Consider the following 13,752-nt stretch of genomic DNA (forward strand, 5'->3'; position numbering starts at 1 on the left):
GGGCGGTGGCGGATGCGGTGGACGGGAGTGAGGAGACGTGGTGGACGTCGACGCTTTCATGGGGCGACTGGACCCCGACATGTGCGTCGTCACGGCCGCGGTGGGCGAGGAGCGGTCGGGGTGTCTGGTCGGGTTCTCCTCGCAGTGCTCCATCCACCCGGTGCGGTTCGTCGTGTGGCTGTCCAAGGTGAACCACACCTACGGGGTGGCCCGCGGCGCGGACTGCCTCGCCGTCCATCTGCTGACCCGTGACCAGCACGAGCTGGCCACCCTCTTCGGCGGGGAGACGGGCGACCGGGCCGACAAGTTCACGCAGGCCCGCTGGAAGCGGGGACACGGTGGCGCGGTGGTCCTCGAGGACGCGGCCGCCTGGTTCGTCGGCACCGTCGAGCGGTGCGTCGACGGGGGCGATCACGTCGGCTTCGTCCTCGAACCCGTGCAGTGGGGCGAGCGGGCCGACGGCCCCCTGCTGCGCCTCGGTGACGCCCTCGACATCAGCCCCGGTCACCCCGTGGACTGACACCTCCCCCCGCTTGCCGGAGCCGCGGACACGCATGCGGGTCTGTTCTCCCTGTCCGCGGCTCCTGGCCTGCGGCCCGCTCCGGAGGGGCTTCGTCTCTCAGGCGGTGTGGCGCAGCCACCGCTGGAGGGCGGCGTTGACGCTGCGGGGCAGGGCGCTGAGCTGGTCGATGGCCTCGCGGTCCTCGGGGCGGGGCGGAATGCCGGCCGCGGTCAGGGCCGCGTGCAGGTCGAGGCGCCGACGGTCGCGGGGGTCGAGGGCGGGGGCGGGGTGCAGGCGCTGGGCGGGGTCGGGCGGCGGCAGCAGGTAGTCCGCGTCCGCGTCCTGCGGCTGCCCGGCCGGGGCCGGCCAGACGGGTTCGGTGTCGTCGACGGCGTAGGGGTCGACGAAGGCGTGGGGCGAGCTGTGCTCGACGGCGGTGGCGGTCACGTCTGTCTCCTCACCAACTGGTTGCGGATCTGCTGGACAGGAGCGCCGTGAGGCCCGCCCCGGTTGCGGATGTGGCGGCACGTCATGCGATCGGCGTCATCGGCAGCTCATCGTCCGGTCGGACCAACGCACAGGTGGACCCCGCCGAGTCCATGATCGCGGAGGAACCCGGCGGGACAACCCGTTCGGGGCAGCGGCAAAACGATCCACTGGGTGAACCGGCCGGTGTTCGCTCCGGCGGGGGTGCGGCGTGGTGGTCATCCTGTGGCGTGCTTTCCCACGATCAGATCCAGGGCGCCCACCACGCCGGCCGGACCTGCTGACCAGCTTTCCGGGGTGCGGCTCCCGTGCGGACGGGAGCCGTGTCCGGCCGGCCGGGGGCGGTGCCGGCGGCTTCCGCCGGATCCTCCGCCGGTCAGAAGCCCGTTCCCAGTGTCTGTGTGGCGTAGGCGCACTCCGTGTAGAGGTAGCCGGACGAGAGCTTGGCCGTGTCCGAGGCGGGCGAGGAGAGCCCGTCGTTCTTCGGCTTGTGCAGGAAGTACGTGGTGCCGGGCGGCAGGCTGATGGTGCGCTGCGGATAGTTCCTGCCGCTGTCGCCGCAGGGCTCGAAGCCTGGCGAGAGAGTGCTGCTGAGGGAGTACGTCTCGCAGCTGCCGCAGGCCTTGAGGGTGAAGCTGCCGGTGACCGGGCCCGTGTAGAGCACGGTGATCTCGTCGGGGCTGTCGTTCTGCACCGTGACGGAGATGCTGCCGCCGGTACGCGTCGTGGGCAGGCGCTCACCGGCGGCCGGCACCGTCTGCGCGATCTCCGCCGCGATCGCGATCTTCTGGGCCCGGGCCCGGTTCTTGGCGTTCTTGTTCGCCTCGACGAACTCGTTCATGGTCGTCCGCGCGGCCTCGAAGTCACCGTCCTGGTACTGGTCCACGCCGCACAGGTACGTGCCCGAGCCGGCGTTGGCGGTGGCCAGCCGGACACTCTCGGCGAGGCCGTCGGCGATGCCCGCCTCCTCGCCCGGCAGGCTCTCGATCCGGGAGCCGAGACCGCGCAGTCGCTCGACCGCCGCGCAGGGGTCGTCGCCGTGCAGGTCCTTCCCCGCCCGGGTGACGGCGGCGCCCACCGCCGGTTCGACCTTCGCGGCCTGCTCGGACTCGGGGAAGGTGGTCAGGAGGTCGTCGAAGTGTGAGGCCCAGCCGGAGTCGCCGCCCGCGAGGCTCTGCGCGCCGCACTCGTACAGGGATGTGGCCAGGCGGTCGTCGGGCCAGTCCGTCAGCTCCCCGAGGTCCGTGCGGGGCATGCTCTTCGGAACCGTGCGCAGGTAGGTCAGCGGCTCTATCGCCTCGCAGTGGTCGCCCTGCGCGTAGGCGGCGCCGACGGTCGAGTAGAAGGTCGTCATCCGGGCGGGCACCCGGTCGGCCGCGCGGGAGCCGGGGTGGTCGGCGCTCAGGTTCTCGTAGAGATCCAGTGCCTCGCGGTAGCCGTCCTTGCCGGCACTGAACGCCTGCCTGCCGGATCTCGCCACGAGGCGGTCGGCCCGCTCCAGGCGGTCGAGCAGCATCTGCTGCACCGCTTCGTCGCGCGCGTCGTCGTAGAGCACGACGCCCCCGGCCGGCACGGCGAGCAGCATGAGGCCCAACGCCAGCGCGAGGGGCGCGGGTCGGGGCCACGTCGGACGGGCGCGCAGGCCCACGCGCGCGCCGTGCGCCGCCACCGCGGCCAGGAACACGGCGTACCCGACGAGGGCGAACACCGGGACGCCGTCCGGATCGGCCGGGAGCGCCACGAGCAGCAGGGCGGCCGTGGCGATCCAGCACAGCAGCATGAGGCCCCAGCGGCGCACGAGCGCGTACCCCAGACCCAGCCCGCCGAGGTTGAGGACCGCCACCGCGACGGCCCGCGCGCCGTCCGCCGGAGCCGGCGGCGGGGCCGGCGGCATCGGTGGGATCAGGAACTCGTGGTCGTGCACGCCGTACCCATCGCCGGACATGGCTGGCCCCCCGTCAACTGCGCCCGCGCGCCTGTGATTTGTCAGTGTAAGGGCGAAGATGACCTGCGAACAGCGCCGCGGATACGTGGAGTTGTCGCGTTCCGTGGGGCTCCCATCGACGGTGCTCCGCCCGTCGCGGCACCTCCTGGGCTCCTGTGGCGCACGGCCGCGACGAAGCGGGGCGCTGGGGTGCGTGGCCCACCGGGCCGGCGATGGTCGGCCGGACCTCCCCGCTGACCCGGGCGCCGGGCGCGCACCGGTCGAGCAGGGCCCGGCCCACCGGGTGCTGACGGGAGCCCCGGCACCCCTTCACCGCCCCGCTCATGGAGACGACGGCCCGCCTGGAGGCGAGGAACACCGCCCTGAGCGGACCCGGGACAGCGGGCACCGAGGAACACCGGACGGCCCCACTCCTCGCGCGGCGTATTCGAGGGGCCGTCCGCTGGCCGGGGGACGCGGGGGCGTGGAAGCCGCTCGCGTGCCGCCGCGTGCGGTGTACTGCCGGGACGGGTCGGAGTCGGAGGTGATGGGTGGCCAGAGCAGCGTGGGCGGCCGTGCGGACCACGGCCGTCGCGGTCGTCCTCACCGGCACCGCCGGCGCGTGCGGCACCGTTGCGGAACGGCACGACGCCGTACGGGCCGCCGCCACCGCGTTCGAGAAGGCGCTCGACGAGGGCGCGTACGACCGGATGTGCGGCGCCCTCGCACCGGCCACCCTGGAGGAACTGGAGCAGTCGGCCGGCAGGCCCTGCGCACAGGCGCTCGCCGAGGAGTCACCGCCCGCGGGCGGCGCCGTACGCGGCACGGACGTCCACGGCAACCAGGCGCGGGCGGTGCTCGCCGGGGACACCCTGTTCCTCTCCCGCTTCACCACCGGGTGGAAGGTCGTGGCCGCCGGGTGCAGGCAGCGGCCGCAGCGGCCCTACCAGTGCCGGATCAAGGGCGGGTGAGCCGTGCGGACGATGTTCGTCACGGTCCTGCTGCTCGTCGGGGCCGGCCTCGCCTGTCTCGCGGCCGTGGGACTGATGCAGCGATGAGCCAGGGATCGCCCCGTACGCGGGCCTCCGAGCCCGGACGCCTGTGGGGCTTCGTACGGGACAACGGACTGGGGCTGTTCTTCACCGTCGCGTTCCTGCTGACCCTGGTCGGGCAGGCGATCGCCGGACAGGCCGACTTCAACGACCAGTTGGCCGCCGACCGGCTCCGGCCGGTCGGCTTCGTCGAGTACGTCACCTCGTCCGACTTCGCGGTCGACGTGGCGGAGAACTGGCAGTCGGAGTACCTGCAGTTCTCGCTGTACATCGGTGCGACCGTCTGGCTGTTGCAGCGGGGTTCCCCGGAGTCCAAGGAGCCGGGCAAGTCCGGCCCCGAGTCCGACGAGGACCAACTGGTCGGCGACCACGCCAGGGAGGGCTCGCCCAAGTGGGCCGCGGCCTCCGGATGGCGGCGCACGGTGTACTCGAACTCCCTGCTGCTGGTCATGGGGACGATCTTCGTGCTGTCCTGGCTGGTGCAGTCGATCACCGGGGTCGCCGCCTACAACGAGCAGCGGCTGAGACGGCTTCAGGCCCCGGTCGGCTGGGCCGAGTACCTGGGCGCGGCGGACTTCTGGAACCGCACCCTGCAGAACTGGCAGTCCGAACTGCTCGCCGTCGCCTCGATGGCGGTGCTCTCGATCTACCTGCGGCAACGGGGCTCACCGGAGTCGAAGCCGGTCGGTTCCGCGCACAGCGCCACGGGCGTCGAGGGCTGACGCCGTTCCGGTCGGCTCAGCGCGGGGCGCCGACGGTTTCCCGGTGCCCGCTCCACGCCTCGGCCCGCAGACCCGCGTCGTACAGGACGTCCACCGCGGTGCACGCCAGGGCCTCCGTGGCGGCCGTCAGGACCCGCCGGGCCCGGTCGGAGGCGGCCGCGGCGGCGAACCCGGGTGTGTGGTCGGAGCCGTCCTCGTCCATGATCGCGACGAAGGGGTGGATGGCCGGCACCCGGGAACTGACGTTGCCGATGTCCGACGAGCCCAGGTACACACCGGGCGCGGGCGGCGTGAGGGCGATCCCGGCGCGGCCCAGGTGCGCGGCGAAGCGACCGGAGAGCGCCTCGCTGTCGCGGAAGTGCTCGTAGCGGACCGTGGCCCGCTCGACGGCGCACGTGGTGCCGGTGGCCTGCGCCACCCCCGCGGCGGCGGAACGCAGCTGCCCGGCCAGGTCGTCCAGGGCCTGTGTGGTCGCGGCGCGCAGGCCGAACAGGCCCTCCGCGTACTCGGGGACGATGTTCGTGGCCTTGCCGCCGTGCGTGATGATGCCCTGGACGTGGGAGGCCTCCGGCAGGCGCCGGCCGAGCGCGGCCAGCACGTTGAACAGTTCGACGAGGGCCGCGAGCGCGTCGACGCCCTCCGTGGGGTTGCCCGTCGGATGGGCGGCGCGGCCGTGGAAACCGACCCGGTACTGTTCCTGCGCCGTCAGCGGTGCGCGGGCCCAGTCGTACACCCCCGGATGGAACATGAGCGCGGCGTCCACGTCGTCGAAGACGCCCGCCTCCACCTCCCGGACCTTGCCCCCGCCGCCCTCCTCGGCCGGGCTGCCCACCGCCAGCACCGACCCGGCACCGGGCTCCACCACGGCGCGGGCGGCGAGCGCCGCCCCGAGGCCCGCGGCGGCGATCAGGTTGTGCCCGCAGGCGTGTCCGAGGCCGGGCAGCGCGTCGTACTCCAGCAGCAGCGCCACCGCGGGCCGCCCCTCGCCGGAGCGCGCGGTGAAGGCGGTCGGCATCCCCGCCACGTCCTGCCGCACGTCGAACCCGGCCCGGCGCAGTTCACCCGTGAGGAGCGTGGCCGCCCGCCGCTCGGCGAAGGCGTACTCGGGGTCGGCGTGCAGTGCCGACGCGATGTCCCAGAGCGCGTCGGCCCGCTCCGTGACCTCCTGGCGGATGCGACGGTACGTGGTGTCGGGGACAGACACACGCGCCTCCCGGGCGTCGGCGGACCTTCCTTCCGTGACACCGGGTTCCACCGGGCGCCGCGCCGACACGCGCGGGCCGGGGATCAGCCGTCGGCCGGTACCGGGGGAGCGGCGGGCGACGCCGTCAGGGCGGCCAGTTCGTCCGGGCTGCGGGGGCCGTCGTCCCCCTCGGCCAACAACCCCTGGGAACGCAGCAGTCGGGCGGCGGCGATGCCCCAGGGCAGCCGGAGTCCCGCCTGCCGGAGCAGGTCCGTGCGGGCCAGGGCCGTGGCCGCGGGGCCGGTGTGGGCGCCCGAGGGGGTGAGGAGGGCCGCGTCGTCGGCCCAGCGCAGGGCGAGGTCGACGTCGTGGGTGGCCATCACCACCGTCGTACCGGACGCGCGCAGGTCGTCGAGGGTGGCGAGGAGGCGTTCCTGGCCGTCGGGGTCGAGTCCGGCGGTCGGTTCGTCGAGGATCAGGACGCGGGGCCGCATCGCCACGGCGCCCGCGATCGCGGTCCGCTTGCGCTGGCCGTAGGAGAGCAGGTGGGTGGGGCGGTCGGCGAGGGCGGTGATGTCCAGGGCGGCCAGCGCCTCCGCCACCCGGGCCCGCACCTCGGCATCGGGCAGGCCGAGGTTCAACGGCCCGAACGACACGTCCTGCGCGACGGACGCGGCGAACAACTGGTCGTCCGGGTCCTGCACCACCAGCTGCACGGTCGTCCGCAGCCGGGTCAGCCCCTTGCGGTCGTACGCCACCGGGCGGCCCTCGACGGTCAGCTCACCGGTGCGCGGGCGCAGTCCGCCGCTGAGCAGCCGCATCAGTGTCGTCTTTCCGCTGCCGTTGCGGCCGAGGAGGGCGAGCGCGCGGCCCTCGCGTATCCCGAAGTCGAGGTCGTCGAGCACGGTCGGGCCGTCCTCGTAGGCGAAGGAGGCGCCTCGCAGGGCGACCAGCTCGCTCATGTCAGGGGCCTTTCCAGTACGAAGGTGAGGGCGGCCAGGGCCACCAGGAGCCCGGCGGCGGCCGCCGTGAAACGGGCGGAGACGCGGGCCTCGGGCACCAGGACGCGCAGGGTGCCGTCGTAGCCGCGTCCGGCGAGGCCGGTCTGGAGCCGCGCCGCCCGGTCGAAGGCCCGCACGAACGCGGTGGCCCCCAGGCCGGCCAGGGAACGCCACTCGGCCGCCCGGGAGGTGTGCCCGAGCCGGGCCGCCTGCGCCTCCCGGATCCGGCGCACGGAGTCCAGCAGCAGGAAGCTCATGCGGTACGTCACCAGGGCGACGTCGACGACCGGCGCGGGCACACCGGCCCGCACCAGGCGCGGCAGCAGGTCGGACATCGGAGTGGTGAACGCGAACAGCAGCACGCCGAGGGAGGCGGCCGACGAACGCAGCATCAACTCCCCGGCCCGCACGGCCCCGCCGTCGGCCAGGCTCACGAACCCGCCGGGACCGCCCACCTGGACGAGCAGTGTGACCGCGCCGGTCGCGCAGAACCCCAGCGGCACCCGGTAGGCGCGCCACAGCCGGCGGGCCGGCACCCCCGCCGGGCCCAGCAGCAGGGCGAGCGCCGCCACCAGCACCAGGGCCGCGCCCGGCCAGGGCGGCAGCGAGATCGCGAGCACGGTGAGGCCGAGTCCGAGTACGGCCTTGTCCACGGGATGACGGCGGCGCCAGCGACTGCTGTGCGCCGCCGCGTCGATCGGCAGCACGAGCGATCAGACCCGTCCCGTCGTGGACTTCTCGGTGTCCGGCGCGCTCTCCACGCGCTCCGGGCGCTCGGCGCCGTCCGGGCTTGCGGCGCCGTCGGGGCTTCCCGCGCCGTCGGGGCGCTCCGGGTCCGGGTCCCCCGCGGAGTCCTGGGCCTCCCAGCGCGCCCGCGCCCGCAGTTCGCCCTGACGCCGGCCCCGGCGCAGGCCGAAGTAGTAGGCGAGGACGCCCGCGCCCAGGGCCGCCTGGACGGAGAACAGCGCCGACTCGATCTCCCCGGACGGCGGTTCGTACAGGGGCGAGAACCACGGCTCGTAGTCCGGCTCGATCTCGGTGATCGCCGTCTCCGCCTCGCCGTCGGAGCCCGCGAACGGCTGCTCCTTGTGGTCGCCGAGGCCCAGGGCCAGCGGCAGCACGGCCAGCGCGACCACCACGGCCAGCAGCAGGACGTTGATCTTCGTGTTCCGGTTCATCGGGCCACCGCCTCCGTCCCGGTCGGCGCCGGCCGGCCGGCCACGAGCACGCCGAGCCGGGTCAGTTCGCCCTTGCTGGACTGCACCAAAAGCCGCATCACCAGCACCGTCAGGAGACCCTCGCTCACCGCGAGCGGGATCTGCGTGACGGCGAAGATGGAGCCGAACTTGCCGAGTGCGCCCAGGAACCCGCTGCTCGGGTCGGGGAACGCGAGCGCCAGCTGCACGCTCGTGACGCAGTAGGTGGACAGGTCGGCGACGAACGCGCCGAAGAACACCGCCACCATCAGCGGCACGGCGTACCGCCGCAGCAGCCGGTACATGCCGTAACCGGCCCACGGGCCGACGATCGCCATCGAGAAGACATTGGCGCCGAGCGTGGTCAGGCCGCCGTGGGCGAGCAGCAGCGCCTGGAACAGCAGGGTGATGGTGCCCAGCACCGCCATGATCGGCGGCCGGAAGAGGATGGCGCCCAGCCCGGTGCCGGTGGGGTGCGAACAACTCCCGGTCACCGAGGGCAGCTTGAGGGCGGACAGTACGAACGTGAAAGCCCCGGAGGCACCGAGGAGCAGGGTGCTCTCGGGGTGCTCCCGGACCTCGCGGCCCAGTGCGCGGACTCCGTGGACGACGAACGGCGCCGACGCGACGCCCCAGGCGACCGCGTGCACCGGAGGCAGAAAACCCTCGGCTATGTGCATGGCTCAGCAGACCCTCTCCAGCACCTCGTGGATGGTTGACGCGCCTTGGCCGGTCTCCTGGCTGACGGGTACCACCGCCCGTACTCCGCCTTCCCGGGTCCGAGGACCCAGTGGCTGCCCGCAAGGGCCGGAGCCGGACTTCCCGATCACAGTGGCGAGGGCCGCACCGGCATCACACCGGATTTCCCGTTCACCAAGGCGTGGTGACAGTAGTGCGCCGACCGGGGCGGTGACAAGCGGCAACGGGGGCGCGCGGGCGGCGGACGACGGCTCACACCCCGGCGCACGGGGGTCCCCCGGCGGGGCTCCGGGGGCCCCGGCGGCGCGGTCACCGGTGATCTCGACCACAGGAACACCCGCCGTTGGCCGAGCGGATCCGCGCCGTGGGGAGGCCGGGCCCACCGGGGGTTCAGCGGCCGCGCCAGTCCAGGCAGACCACCAGGGCGTCGTCGTCCGGGGCCCGTCGGCCGCGATGGCGCGGCAGCTCCCGCAGGACCGCGTGCGGGACCTCGGCGGCGGGCAGCAGACGCGTGGACAGGATCGCCCGGCCGAGGGCGGCGTCCCCGTACGCCTCGCCGCCGGGGGAGGTGACCGCGTGGACGCCGTCGCTGACGAAGACCAGGCGGTCGCCGGGCTCGATCCGGAACTCCTGCGCCACGTAGTCGGTCTCCTCGAACATGCCGAGCGGCAACTGGGCGTCGAAGTGGACCCGTTCCACGGTCCCCCTCCGCAGCCGCAGCAGCTGCGGGGAACCGGCGTCCACCACCTGGGCGCGCCCCGTGGCGAGTTCGACGTCGAGCATGAGGGCCGACAGGTAGCAGCGGCCCCCGTAGTGGGCGTGCACGGCCTGGTCGGCCAGGGCCGCCTGGTCGGCGAGGGGGATGCCGGCCCGCCGTGCGTTGCGCAGCGCGTTGACGGCCAGGTTCGTCAGCAGGGAGGCCTCGGTGCCCTCGCCCATGCCGTTGGCGACGTACAGCATCAGGTGGTCGGCCGTCGCAGACCAGTCGTAGGTGTCGCCGAAGACGCCGTAGGCGGGCTCCAGCTGGGCCCCCAGCTCGTACTCGGGGCGGGTGCTGGAGCGGCCCGGGAGCAGCTGCCACTGCATCTCGGCGGCCAGGGTGAGCCGGTCCCTACGTCTGGCCCGGACGTAGCGGTCGGTGTCCCGCTCGGCCACGATCAGCTCGCGCCCGAGCACCTGCGCGATCTCCGCCAGCTCCTCCCTGTCGGCGTCGGCCTGCTCCGGCAGGGTCACCGTCAGCACGCCGAGCCGGTCACCGCGCACGGTGACGGGCAGGTGGGCGCGCACCAGTCCGTCGCGGACGGGTTCCACGAACGGTTCCTGCGCGCCGAAGGCCCGGCCGGCCGGGCTGTCGTGCACCGCCACCGGTCCCCCGGACCGCGGCTGCTCGGACACCGGTTGCAGCACCGTCAGGCCGTAGTCGGCCAGGAACAGCTCGACGGAGTCCGCCGTGTACTGCTCGACCAGTACACGGCGGACAGCGTCGAGCAATTCGTGGGGTGCCGCCGTACGCAGGGCGCGCTCCGCGATCACCAGTCTCTTCACGATGGTCAATCACCAACCCTTCGGGAAAACATGTCGGCCTCGTACGCTGTGACGAGGCCCTTCGCCGCGAACGCGCCGGTCGCCCCGCGGCACCTGTCCTCGGCTCCTCGCTCCGCCCGGCCAGGGCCCGTCGTGCGGAACAGGTCGCGGACGCGGGTCCTGGCACGCGCATCCGCGCCGACGAGACGCCGTCGATTCCCTGCGACCCGATCCGCACGACAGGCCCTAGTACGCTGGCGGTCGTCCCAGTGCCTGCGAGAGTGTGACCGTGACTGCCTTCCGCCACCGCCCGGAGCCCGACGAGGTCGCACGGGTGACCGCGACGGCCGCGGAACTGCTGGAGGTCCTGTGGGGCCGGGCCTCGACCGCGCCCGCCTCCGCCTCCCAGCTGCGCGTGCTGCTGATCCTCGAACACCACCAGGACATCAATCTGCGCACGCTCGCCGACTCCCTCGCCTCCACGCCGCCGTCGACCAGCCGGCTGTGCGACCGGTTGCAGGCCGCCGGTTTCGTCGAACGCGTGGTGAGCCCGGCCGACCGGCGTGAGGTGCGGCTGCACCTCAGCGGCAGGGGGCGCACCTTCCTGGCGGACCTGCGCGCGCGCAGGGAACGGGAGCTGGAGGCGGTGCTGGCAGGGATGCCCGCCGCCAAACGGGTCGCGCTGCTGGAGGGGCTGGAGGCGTTCTGCGACGCGGCGGCGACGCGCATACACGAGGACACCGGGGATCCCGGCAGCCGGATCGCCTGATCATGGCCCGTCCTCCTTCCCGCTGTGCGGTCGCGTCTGGGAACCCGGGTACCCCGAACCGTCCCCGACCTGCGTCGCCCGTGGCGAAGGTCTCGGTGGATGTCTCCGCCGGCGGTGGCCGGGCCGACGCATGAGGCGGACCGTGAGGGTTACTCCGGTGGTATGGCACGGACATCGAAATCCCGGCCGTCGCCGGGACCGGACGAGCAGGTGGAACGGCGCGCACCGGACGAGCCCTCCCAGTTGCCGAAGCGGTCCTGGGGGGCGGTGCTGAAGGGCACGCTGAAGGAGTTCAAGGACGACGAGCTCACCGACCGCGCGGCCGCCCTGACCTACTACGGGGTGCTCTCGCTGTTCCCCGCCCTGCTGGTGCTGGTGTCCATCCTGGGCATCGCCGGCAGGTCCGCCACCGACCAGGTCCTGCAGAACCTCCGGCAACTCGCCCCGGGCTCGGCACGCGACATCATCAGTGACGCGGTGCAGCAGCTCCAGGGGCGCGGCGGGATCGGCTCGATCATGGCCCTCGTCGGCATCGTCCTCGCGGTGTGGTCGGCCTCCGGCTACGCCGCCGCCTTCATCCGCAGCGCCAACGCCGTGTACGACATGCCGGAGGGCCGCCCCGTGTGGAAGGTGCTGCCGGTGCGGGTCGGGGTGACGGTGGTGCTGCTCGTGCTGGCGGTGGTCAGCGCGCTGATCGTGGTGTTCACCGGCGACCTGGCCCGCCGGGCCGGCACCGCGCTGGGCATCGGGGACACCGCCCTCACGGTGTGGTCGATCGCGAAGTGGCCGGTGCTGGTCGTCCTGGTCACGATCATGATCGCGCTGCTGTACTGGGCGACGCCCAACGTGAAGGGGCGCGGTTTCCGCTGGATCACCCCGGGCAGTGTGCTGGCCCTGGTGATCTGGCTGATCGCCTCCGCCGGCTTCGCGTTCTACGTGGCGAACTTCGCCTCGTACAACGCGACCTACGGCGCGCTCGCCGGTGTCATCGTGTTCCTGGTGTGGCTGTGGATCAGCAATATCGCGATCCTGCTCGGCCTGGAGTTCGACGCGGAGCTGGCCCGGCAGCGGGCCGTCGCGGGCGGACTGCCACACGACGAGGAGCCGTACGTGCCGCCGCGCGACACGCGGGCCTGGAGCGAGGAGGACCAGCGCCGCATGGGCTGAGCGGGCTCGCCGATTGCCCTGCTAGGCATCGACCGGACGGGGAAGTCGAAGGTCATGAGTATGTTGGCGGAGCTTCGGGACGGGGACCGACGGCTGTCCCGGCGGGTGGCGTCATGGCGGTCGTCCTGTGCGCGGCGTGTGCTGCCGGCGGTGGAGGATGCGGCGCAGCACACCAAGCTGTGGTGGGGTGCGGCCCTCCTCATGAGCACGGCCGGCGGCGGGCGGGGACGCCGGGCCGCGGCGGCGGGCCTGCTGAGCATGGCCGTGGCGGAGGCGGTGTCCAACGGGGTGGTCAAGCAGCTGTGGGAGCGGCGCCGGCCGCCCAAGGAATGGATCTCGCACGAGGAGGTCCACGACCGGCCCGACTCCTCGTCCTTCCCCTCCGGCCACACCGCCGCGGCCGTCGGCTTCACCGCCGCGGTGGCCGGGGTGTGGCCCTGGGCGGGCGCCGCGTGCGCGGTGCCGACGGTGATGGTGGCCCTGGAACGGATCCACACCGGCGCCCACTACCCCTCCGACGTCGTCGTGGGCGCCGCCATCGGCCTGACCACCGCCGTCCTGACCCACCAAGCCCCTGATCTGACGGCCCGGGCGCTGCTCGCGAAACTGACCTGAACCCGCCCGGCGTACCGTCCGCGACGGCCACCTGCCGGGCGGCGGCCGCGGGCGCCCACGGTCGCCCGCGCGGGACGGTCGGGCCGTCCGCCGGGACCGTCGGGTCGACGGTCGGGGGCGTAGCTCGCGACGGACCAGGACGCCGGGCCGGGCACGCCGGCCGCCAGGGTGGACGGTCAGGCCGCAGAGGCGGACGGTCAGGGCGCCAGGGCGGACGGTCAGGTCGCCATGCCAGGCCCTCAGGTCACTGGGCCGGTCGGCAGGTGACTGGGCGGCGCTCGGTCGCTCGAGGCCGGGGCGGTGCCCCGGCCGGGGCACCCAGCTCGCTCCGGCCGGGACGGGCAGGCCCACGGCCGGGACCGTCAGGTCGCGTCGGCGGTGCCGCCGTGGCCGGTGACCTCCTCGTCCGCGCGGTCACCCCCGGGGCCGTACGAGGTCCGGATCGACTCGGGTAGGGCGGCGTGCGTCGCCTGAGTACGCGTACTCATGAGGGCGCTCCCCGCTTGGCGCAGGCTGGTCGCACAAGCCAGCGAGAGGGAGTCAACCGTGCGTAGCCCCAACCGAGTTCAGTCCCCGATGCCCGTGCAGCCCGCGGTGCCCGGGCGGTCGGCGGCCGGCCGTCGTGCCGGGCGGTCCGTGCTGGGCCTCGCCCTGGCCGGTCTGACCGCCGTGCTGCTCACAGGCTGCTCCGCCCAGGAGGCGAGCTGTGGCGGTGGTGAGTACCCGGTCCTGGCCGTGGGCAGCACGGGCAGCGCCTGTGTGCCCGACGGCGAGGAGCCGCCCGCCGGGTACGCGCGCTATCCGGAAGGCAAGGTTCCCGAGCACGTCGGCGACAAGTGGGACGAGTACTGGAGCACCCGCACCCTCGACGAGAACGGCAACATCATCAAGGCGCCCGAGGCCGGGTGACGT

At 73.7% G+C, this 13,752-nt stretch carries 16 protein-coding genes and 1 riboswitch; of the genes, 7 read left to right on the top strand and 9 right to left on the bottom strand.

What is annotated here, in order from left to right; all coding sequences use genetic code 11:
* The first annotated feature begins 37 nt into the window (after positions 1–37).
* Positions 38–520 carry a flavin reductase family protein gene (locus ACF1A1_RS26030; RefSeq protein WP_392003174.1) on the top strand — a complete coding sequence of 161 codons (483 nt, stop codon included), beginning with the start codon at positions 38–40 and terminating at the stop codon, positions 518–520.
* Positions 521–619: 99 nt separating this feature from the next.
* On the opposite strand, the gene ACF1A1_RS26035 is transcribed toward ACF1A1_RS26030, so the two are convergent.
* Positions 620–949, bottom strand: a complete 330-nt coding sequence (locus ACF1A1_RS26035) for a hypothetical protein (RefSeq protein ID WP_392003176.1) — start codon at positions 947–949, stop codon at positions 620–622.
* A 415-nt stretch (positions 950–1,364) separates the two neighbouring features.
* Positions 1,365–2,933, bottom strand: a complete 1,569-nt coding sequence (locus ACF1A1_RS26040) for a hypothetical protein (RefSeq protein ID WP_392003177.1) — start codon at positions 2,931–2,933, stop codon at positions 1,365–1,367.
* A gap of 530 nt (positions 2,934–3,463) precedes the next feature.
* On the opposite strand from ACF1A1_RS26040, the gene ACF1A1_RS26045 reads away from it, so the two are divergent.
* Both ACF1A1_RS26045 and ACF1A1_RS26050 read left to right on the top strand, forming a co-directional pair.
* Positions 3,464–3,883, top strand: a complete 420-nt coding sequence (locus tag ACF1A1_RS26045; RefSeq protein WP_392003178.1) for a hypothetical protein — start codon at positions 3,464–3,466, stop codon at positions 3,881–3,883.
* Positions 3,884–3,966: 83 nt separating this feature from the next.
* Positions 3,967–4,686, top strand: coding sequence for a DUF6766 family protein (locus ACF1A1_RS26050; RefSeq protein WP_392003180.1), 720 nt, complete (start codon positions 3,967–3,969; stop codon positions 4,684–4,686).
* Positions 4,687–4,702: 16 nt separating this feature from the next.
* Here ACF1A1_RS26050 and ACF1A1_RS26055 read toward each other — a convergent pair whose 3' ends face one another.
* The 6 genes from ACF1A1_RS26055 to ACF1A1_RS26080 all read right to left on the bottom strand — a co-directional run bounded on the left by ACF1A1_RS26055 (position 4,703) and on the right by ACF1A1_RS26080 (position 10,310).
* Positions 4,703–5,890: an amidohydrolase gene (locus ACF1A1_RS26055; protein WP_392003181.1), complete on the bottom strand. Its 1,188-nt coding sequence runs from the start codon at positions 5,888–5,890 to the stop codon at positions 4,703–4,705.
* A gap of 83 nt (positions 5,891–5,973) precedes the next feature.
* A complete protein-coding gene (locus ACF1A1_RS26060; RefSeq protein WP_392003183.1) occupies positions 5,974–6,831 on the bottom strand; it encodes an energy-coupling factor ABC transporter ATP-binding protein in 858 nt (285 codons plus the stop codon).
* Positions 6,828–7,577: a cobalt ECF transporter T component CbiQ gene (gene cbiQ, locus ACF1A1_RS26065; RefSeq protein WP_392003184.1), complete on the bottom strand. Its 750-nt coding sequence runs from the start codon at positions 7,575–7,577 to the stop codon at positions 6,828–6,830. Before cbiQ ends, ACF1A1_RS26060 begins: the two co-directional genes overlap by 4 nt.
* Positions 7,578–7,583: 6 nt before the next feature.
* Positions 7,584–8,048, bottom strand: coding sequence for an energy-coupling factor ABC transporter substrate-binding protein (locus tag ACF1A1_RS26070; RefSeq protein ID WP_392003186.1), 465 nt, complete (start codon positions 8,046–8,048; stop codon positions 7,584–7,586).
* Positions 8,045–8,746, bottom strand: a complete 702-nt coding sequence (locus tag ACF1A1_RS26075) for an energy-coupling factor ABC transporter permease (RefSeq protein ID WP_392003187.1) — start codon at positions 8,744–8,746, stop codon at positions 8,045–8,047. Before ACF1A1_RS26075 ends, ACF1A1_RS26070 begins: the two co-directional genes overlap by 4 nt.
* A 29-nt stretch (positions 8,747–8,775) precedes the next feature.
* Positions 8,776–8,959: riboswitch (cobalamin riboswitch) on the bottom strand.
* A 196-nt stretch (positions 8,960–9,155) separates the two neighbouring features.
* Positions 9,156–10,310, bottom strand: a complete 1,155-nt coding sequence (locus ACF1A1_RS26080) for a PP2C family protein-serine/threonine phosphatase (protein ID WP_392003356.1) — start codon at positions 10,308–10,310, stop codon at positions 9,156–9,158.
* A 262-nt stretch (positions 10,311–10,572) separates the two neighbouring features.
* On the opposite strand from ACF1A1_RS26080, the gene ACF1A1_RS26085 reads away from it, so the two are divergent.
* The 3 genes from ACF1A1_RS26085 to ACF1A1_RS26095 all read left to right on the top strand — a co-directional run bounded on the left by ACF1A1_RS26085 (position 10,573) and on the right by ACF1A1_RS26095 (position 12,840).
* Positions 10,573–11,058, top strand: coding sequence for a MarR family winged helix-turn-helix transcriptional regulator (locus tag ACF1A1_RS26085; RefSeq protein WP_392003189.1), 486 nt, complete (start codon positions 10,573–10,575; stop codon positions 11,056–11,058).
* 162 nt (positions 11,059–11,220) lie between these two features.
* The gene (locus tag ACF1A1_RS26090) at positions 11,221–12,225 is read left to right on the top strand and encodes a YihY/virulence factor BrkB family protein (RefSeq protein WP_392003190.1); all 1,005 of its coding nucleotides are present in this window, start codon (positions 11,221–11,223) and stop codon (positions 12,223–12,225) included.
* Positions 12,226–12,375: 150 nt separating this feature from the next.
* Entirely contained in the window at positions 12,376–12,840 is a 465-nt protein-coding gene (locus ACF1A1_RS26095) for a phosphatase PAP2 family protein (RefSeq protein WP_392003191.1), read from the top strand.
* A 362-nt stretch (positions 12,841–13,202) separates the two neighbouring features.
* Here ACF1A1_RS26095 and ACF1A1_RS26100 read toward each other — a convergent pair whose 3' ends face one another.
* Positions 13,203–13,328, bottom strand: coding sequence for a hypothetical protein (locus tag ACF1A1_RS26100; RefSeq protein ID WP_392003193.1), 126 nt, complete (start codon positions 13,326–13,328; stop codon positions 13,203–13,205).
* A gap of 88 nt (positions 13,329–13,416) precedes the next feature.
* On the opposite strand from ACF1A1_RS26100, the gene ACF1A1_RS26105 reads away from it, so the two are divergent.
* On the top strand, positions 13,417–13,749 hold the full coding sequence (locus ACF1A1_RS26105; RefSeq protein ID WP_392003194.1) for an SCO0607 family lipoprotein: 333 nt from the start codon (positions 13,417–13,419) through the stop codon (positions 13,747–13,749).
* Positions 13,750–13,752: the final 3 nt, after the last annotated feature.

Origin of the sequence: Streptomyces sp. NPDC014995, assembly GCF_043080745.1 — a bacterium.
Taxonomy (GTDB): domain Bacteria; phylum Actinomycetota; class Actinomycetes; order Streptomycetales; family Streptomycetaceae; genus Streptomyces.

Coding starts and splice junctions, on each gene's coding strand:
- ACF1A1_RS26040 (WP_392003177.1), bottom strand. CDS start 2,933: ATGTCCGGCGATGGGTACGGCGTGCACGACCACGAGTTCCTGATCCCA.
- ACF1A1_RS26050 (WP_392003180.1), top strand. CDS start 3,967: ATGAGCCAGGGATCGCCCCGTACGCGGGCCTCCGAGCCCGGACGCCTG.
- ACF1A1_RS26060 (WP_392003183.1), bottom strand. CDS start 6,831: ATGAGCGAGCTGGTCGCCCTGCGAGGCGCCTCCTTCGCCTACGAGGAC.
- ACF1A1_RS26070 (WP_392003186.1), bottom strand. CDS start 8,048: ATGAACCGGAACACGAAGATCAACGTCCTGCTGCTGGCCGTGGTGGTC.
- ACF1A1_RS26075 (WP_392003187.1), bottom strand. CDS start 8,746: ATGCACATAGCCGAGGGTTTTCTGCCTCCGGTGCACGCGGTCGCCTGG.
- ACF1A1_RS26090 (WP_392003190.1), top strand. CDS start 11,221: ATGGCACGGACATCGAAATCCCGGCCGTCGCCGGGACCGGACGAGCAG.
- ACF1A1_RS26100 (WP_392003193.1), bottom strand. CDS start 13,328: ATGAGTACGCGTACTCAGGCGACGCACGCCGCCCTACCCGAGTCGATC.
- ACF1A1_RS26105 (WP_392003194.1), top strand. CDS start 13,417: ATGCCCGTGCAGCCCGCGGTGCCCGGGCGGTCGGCGGCCGGCCGTCGT.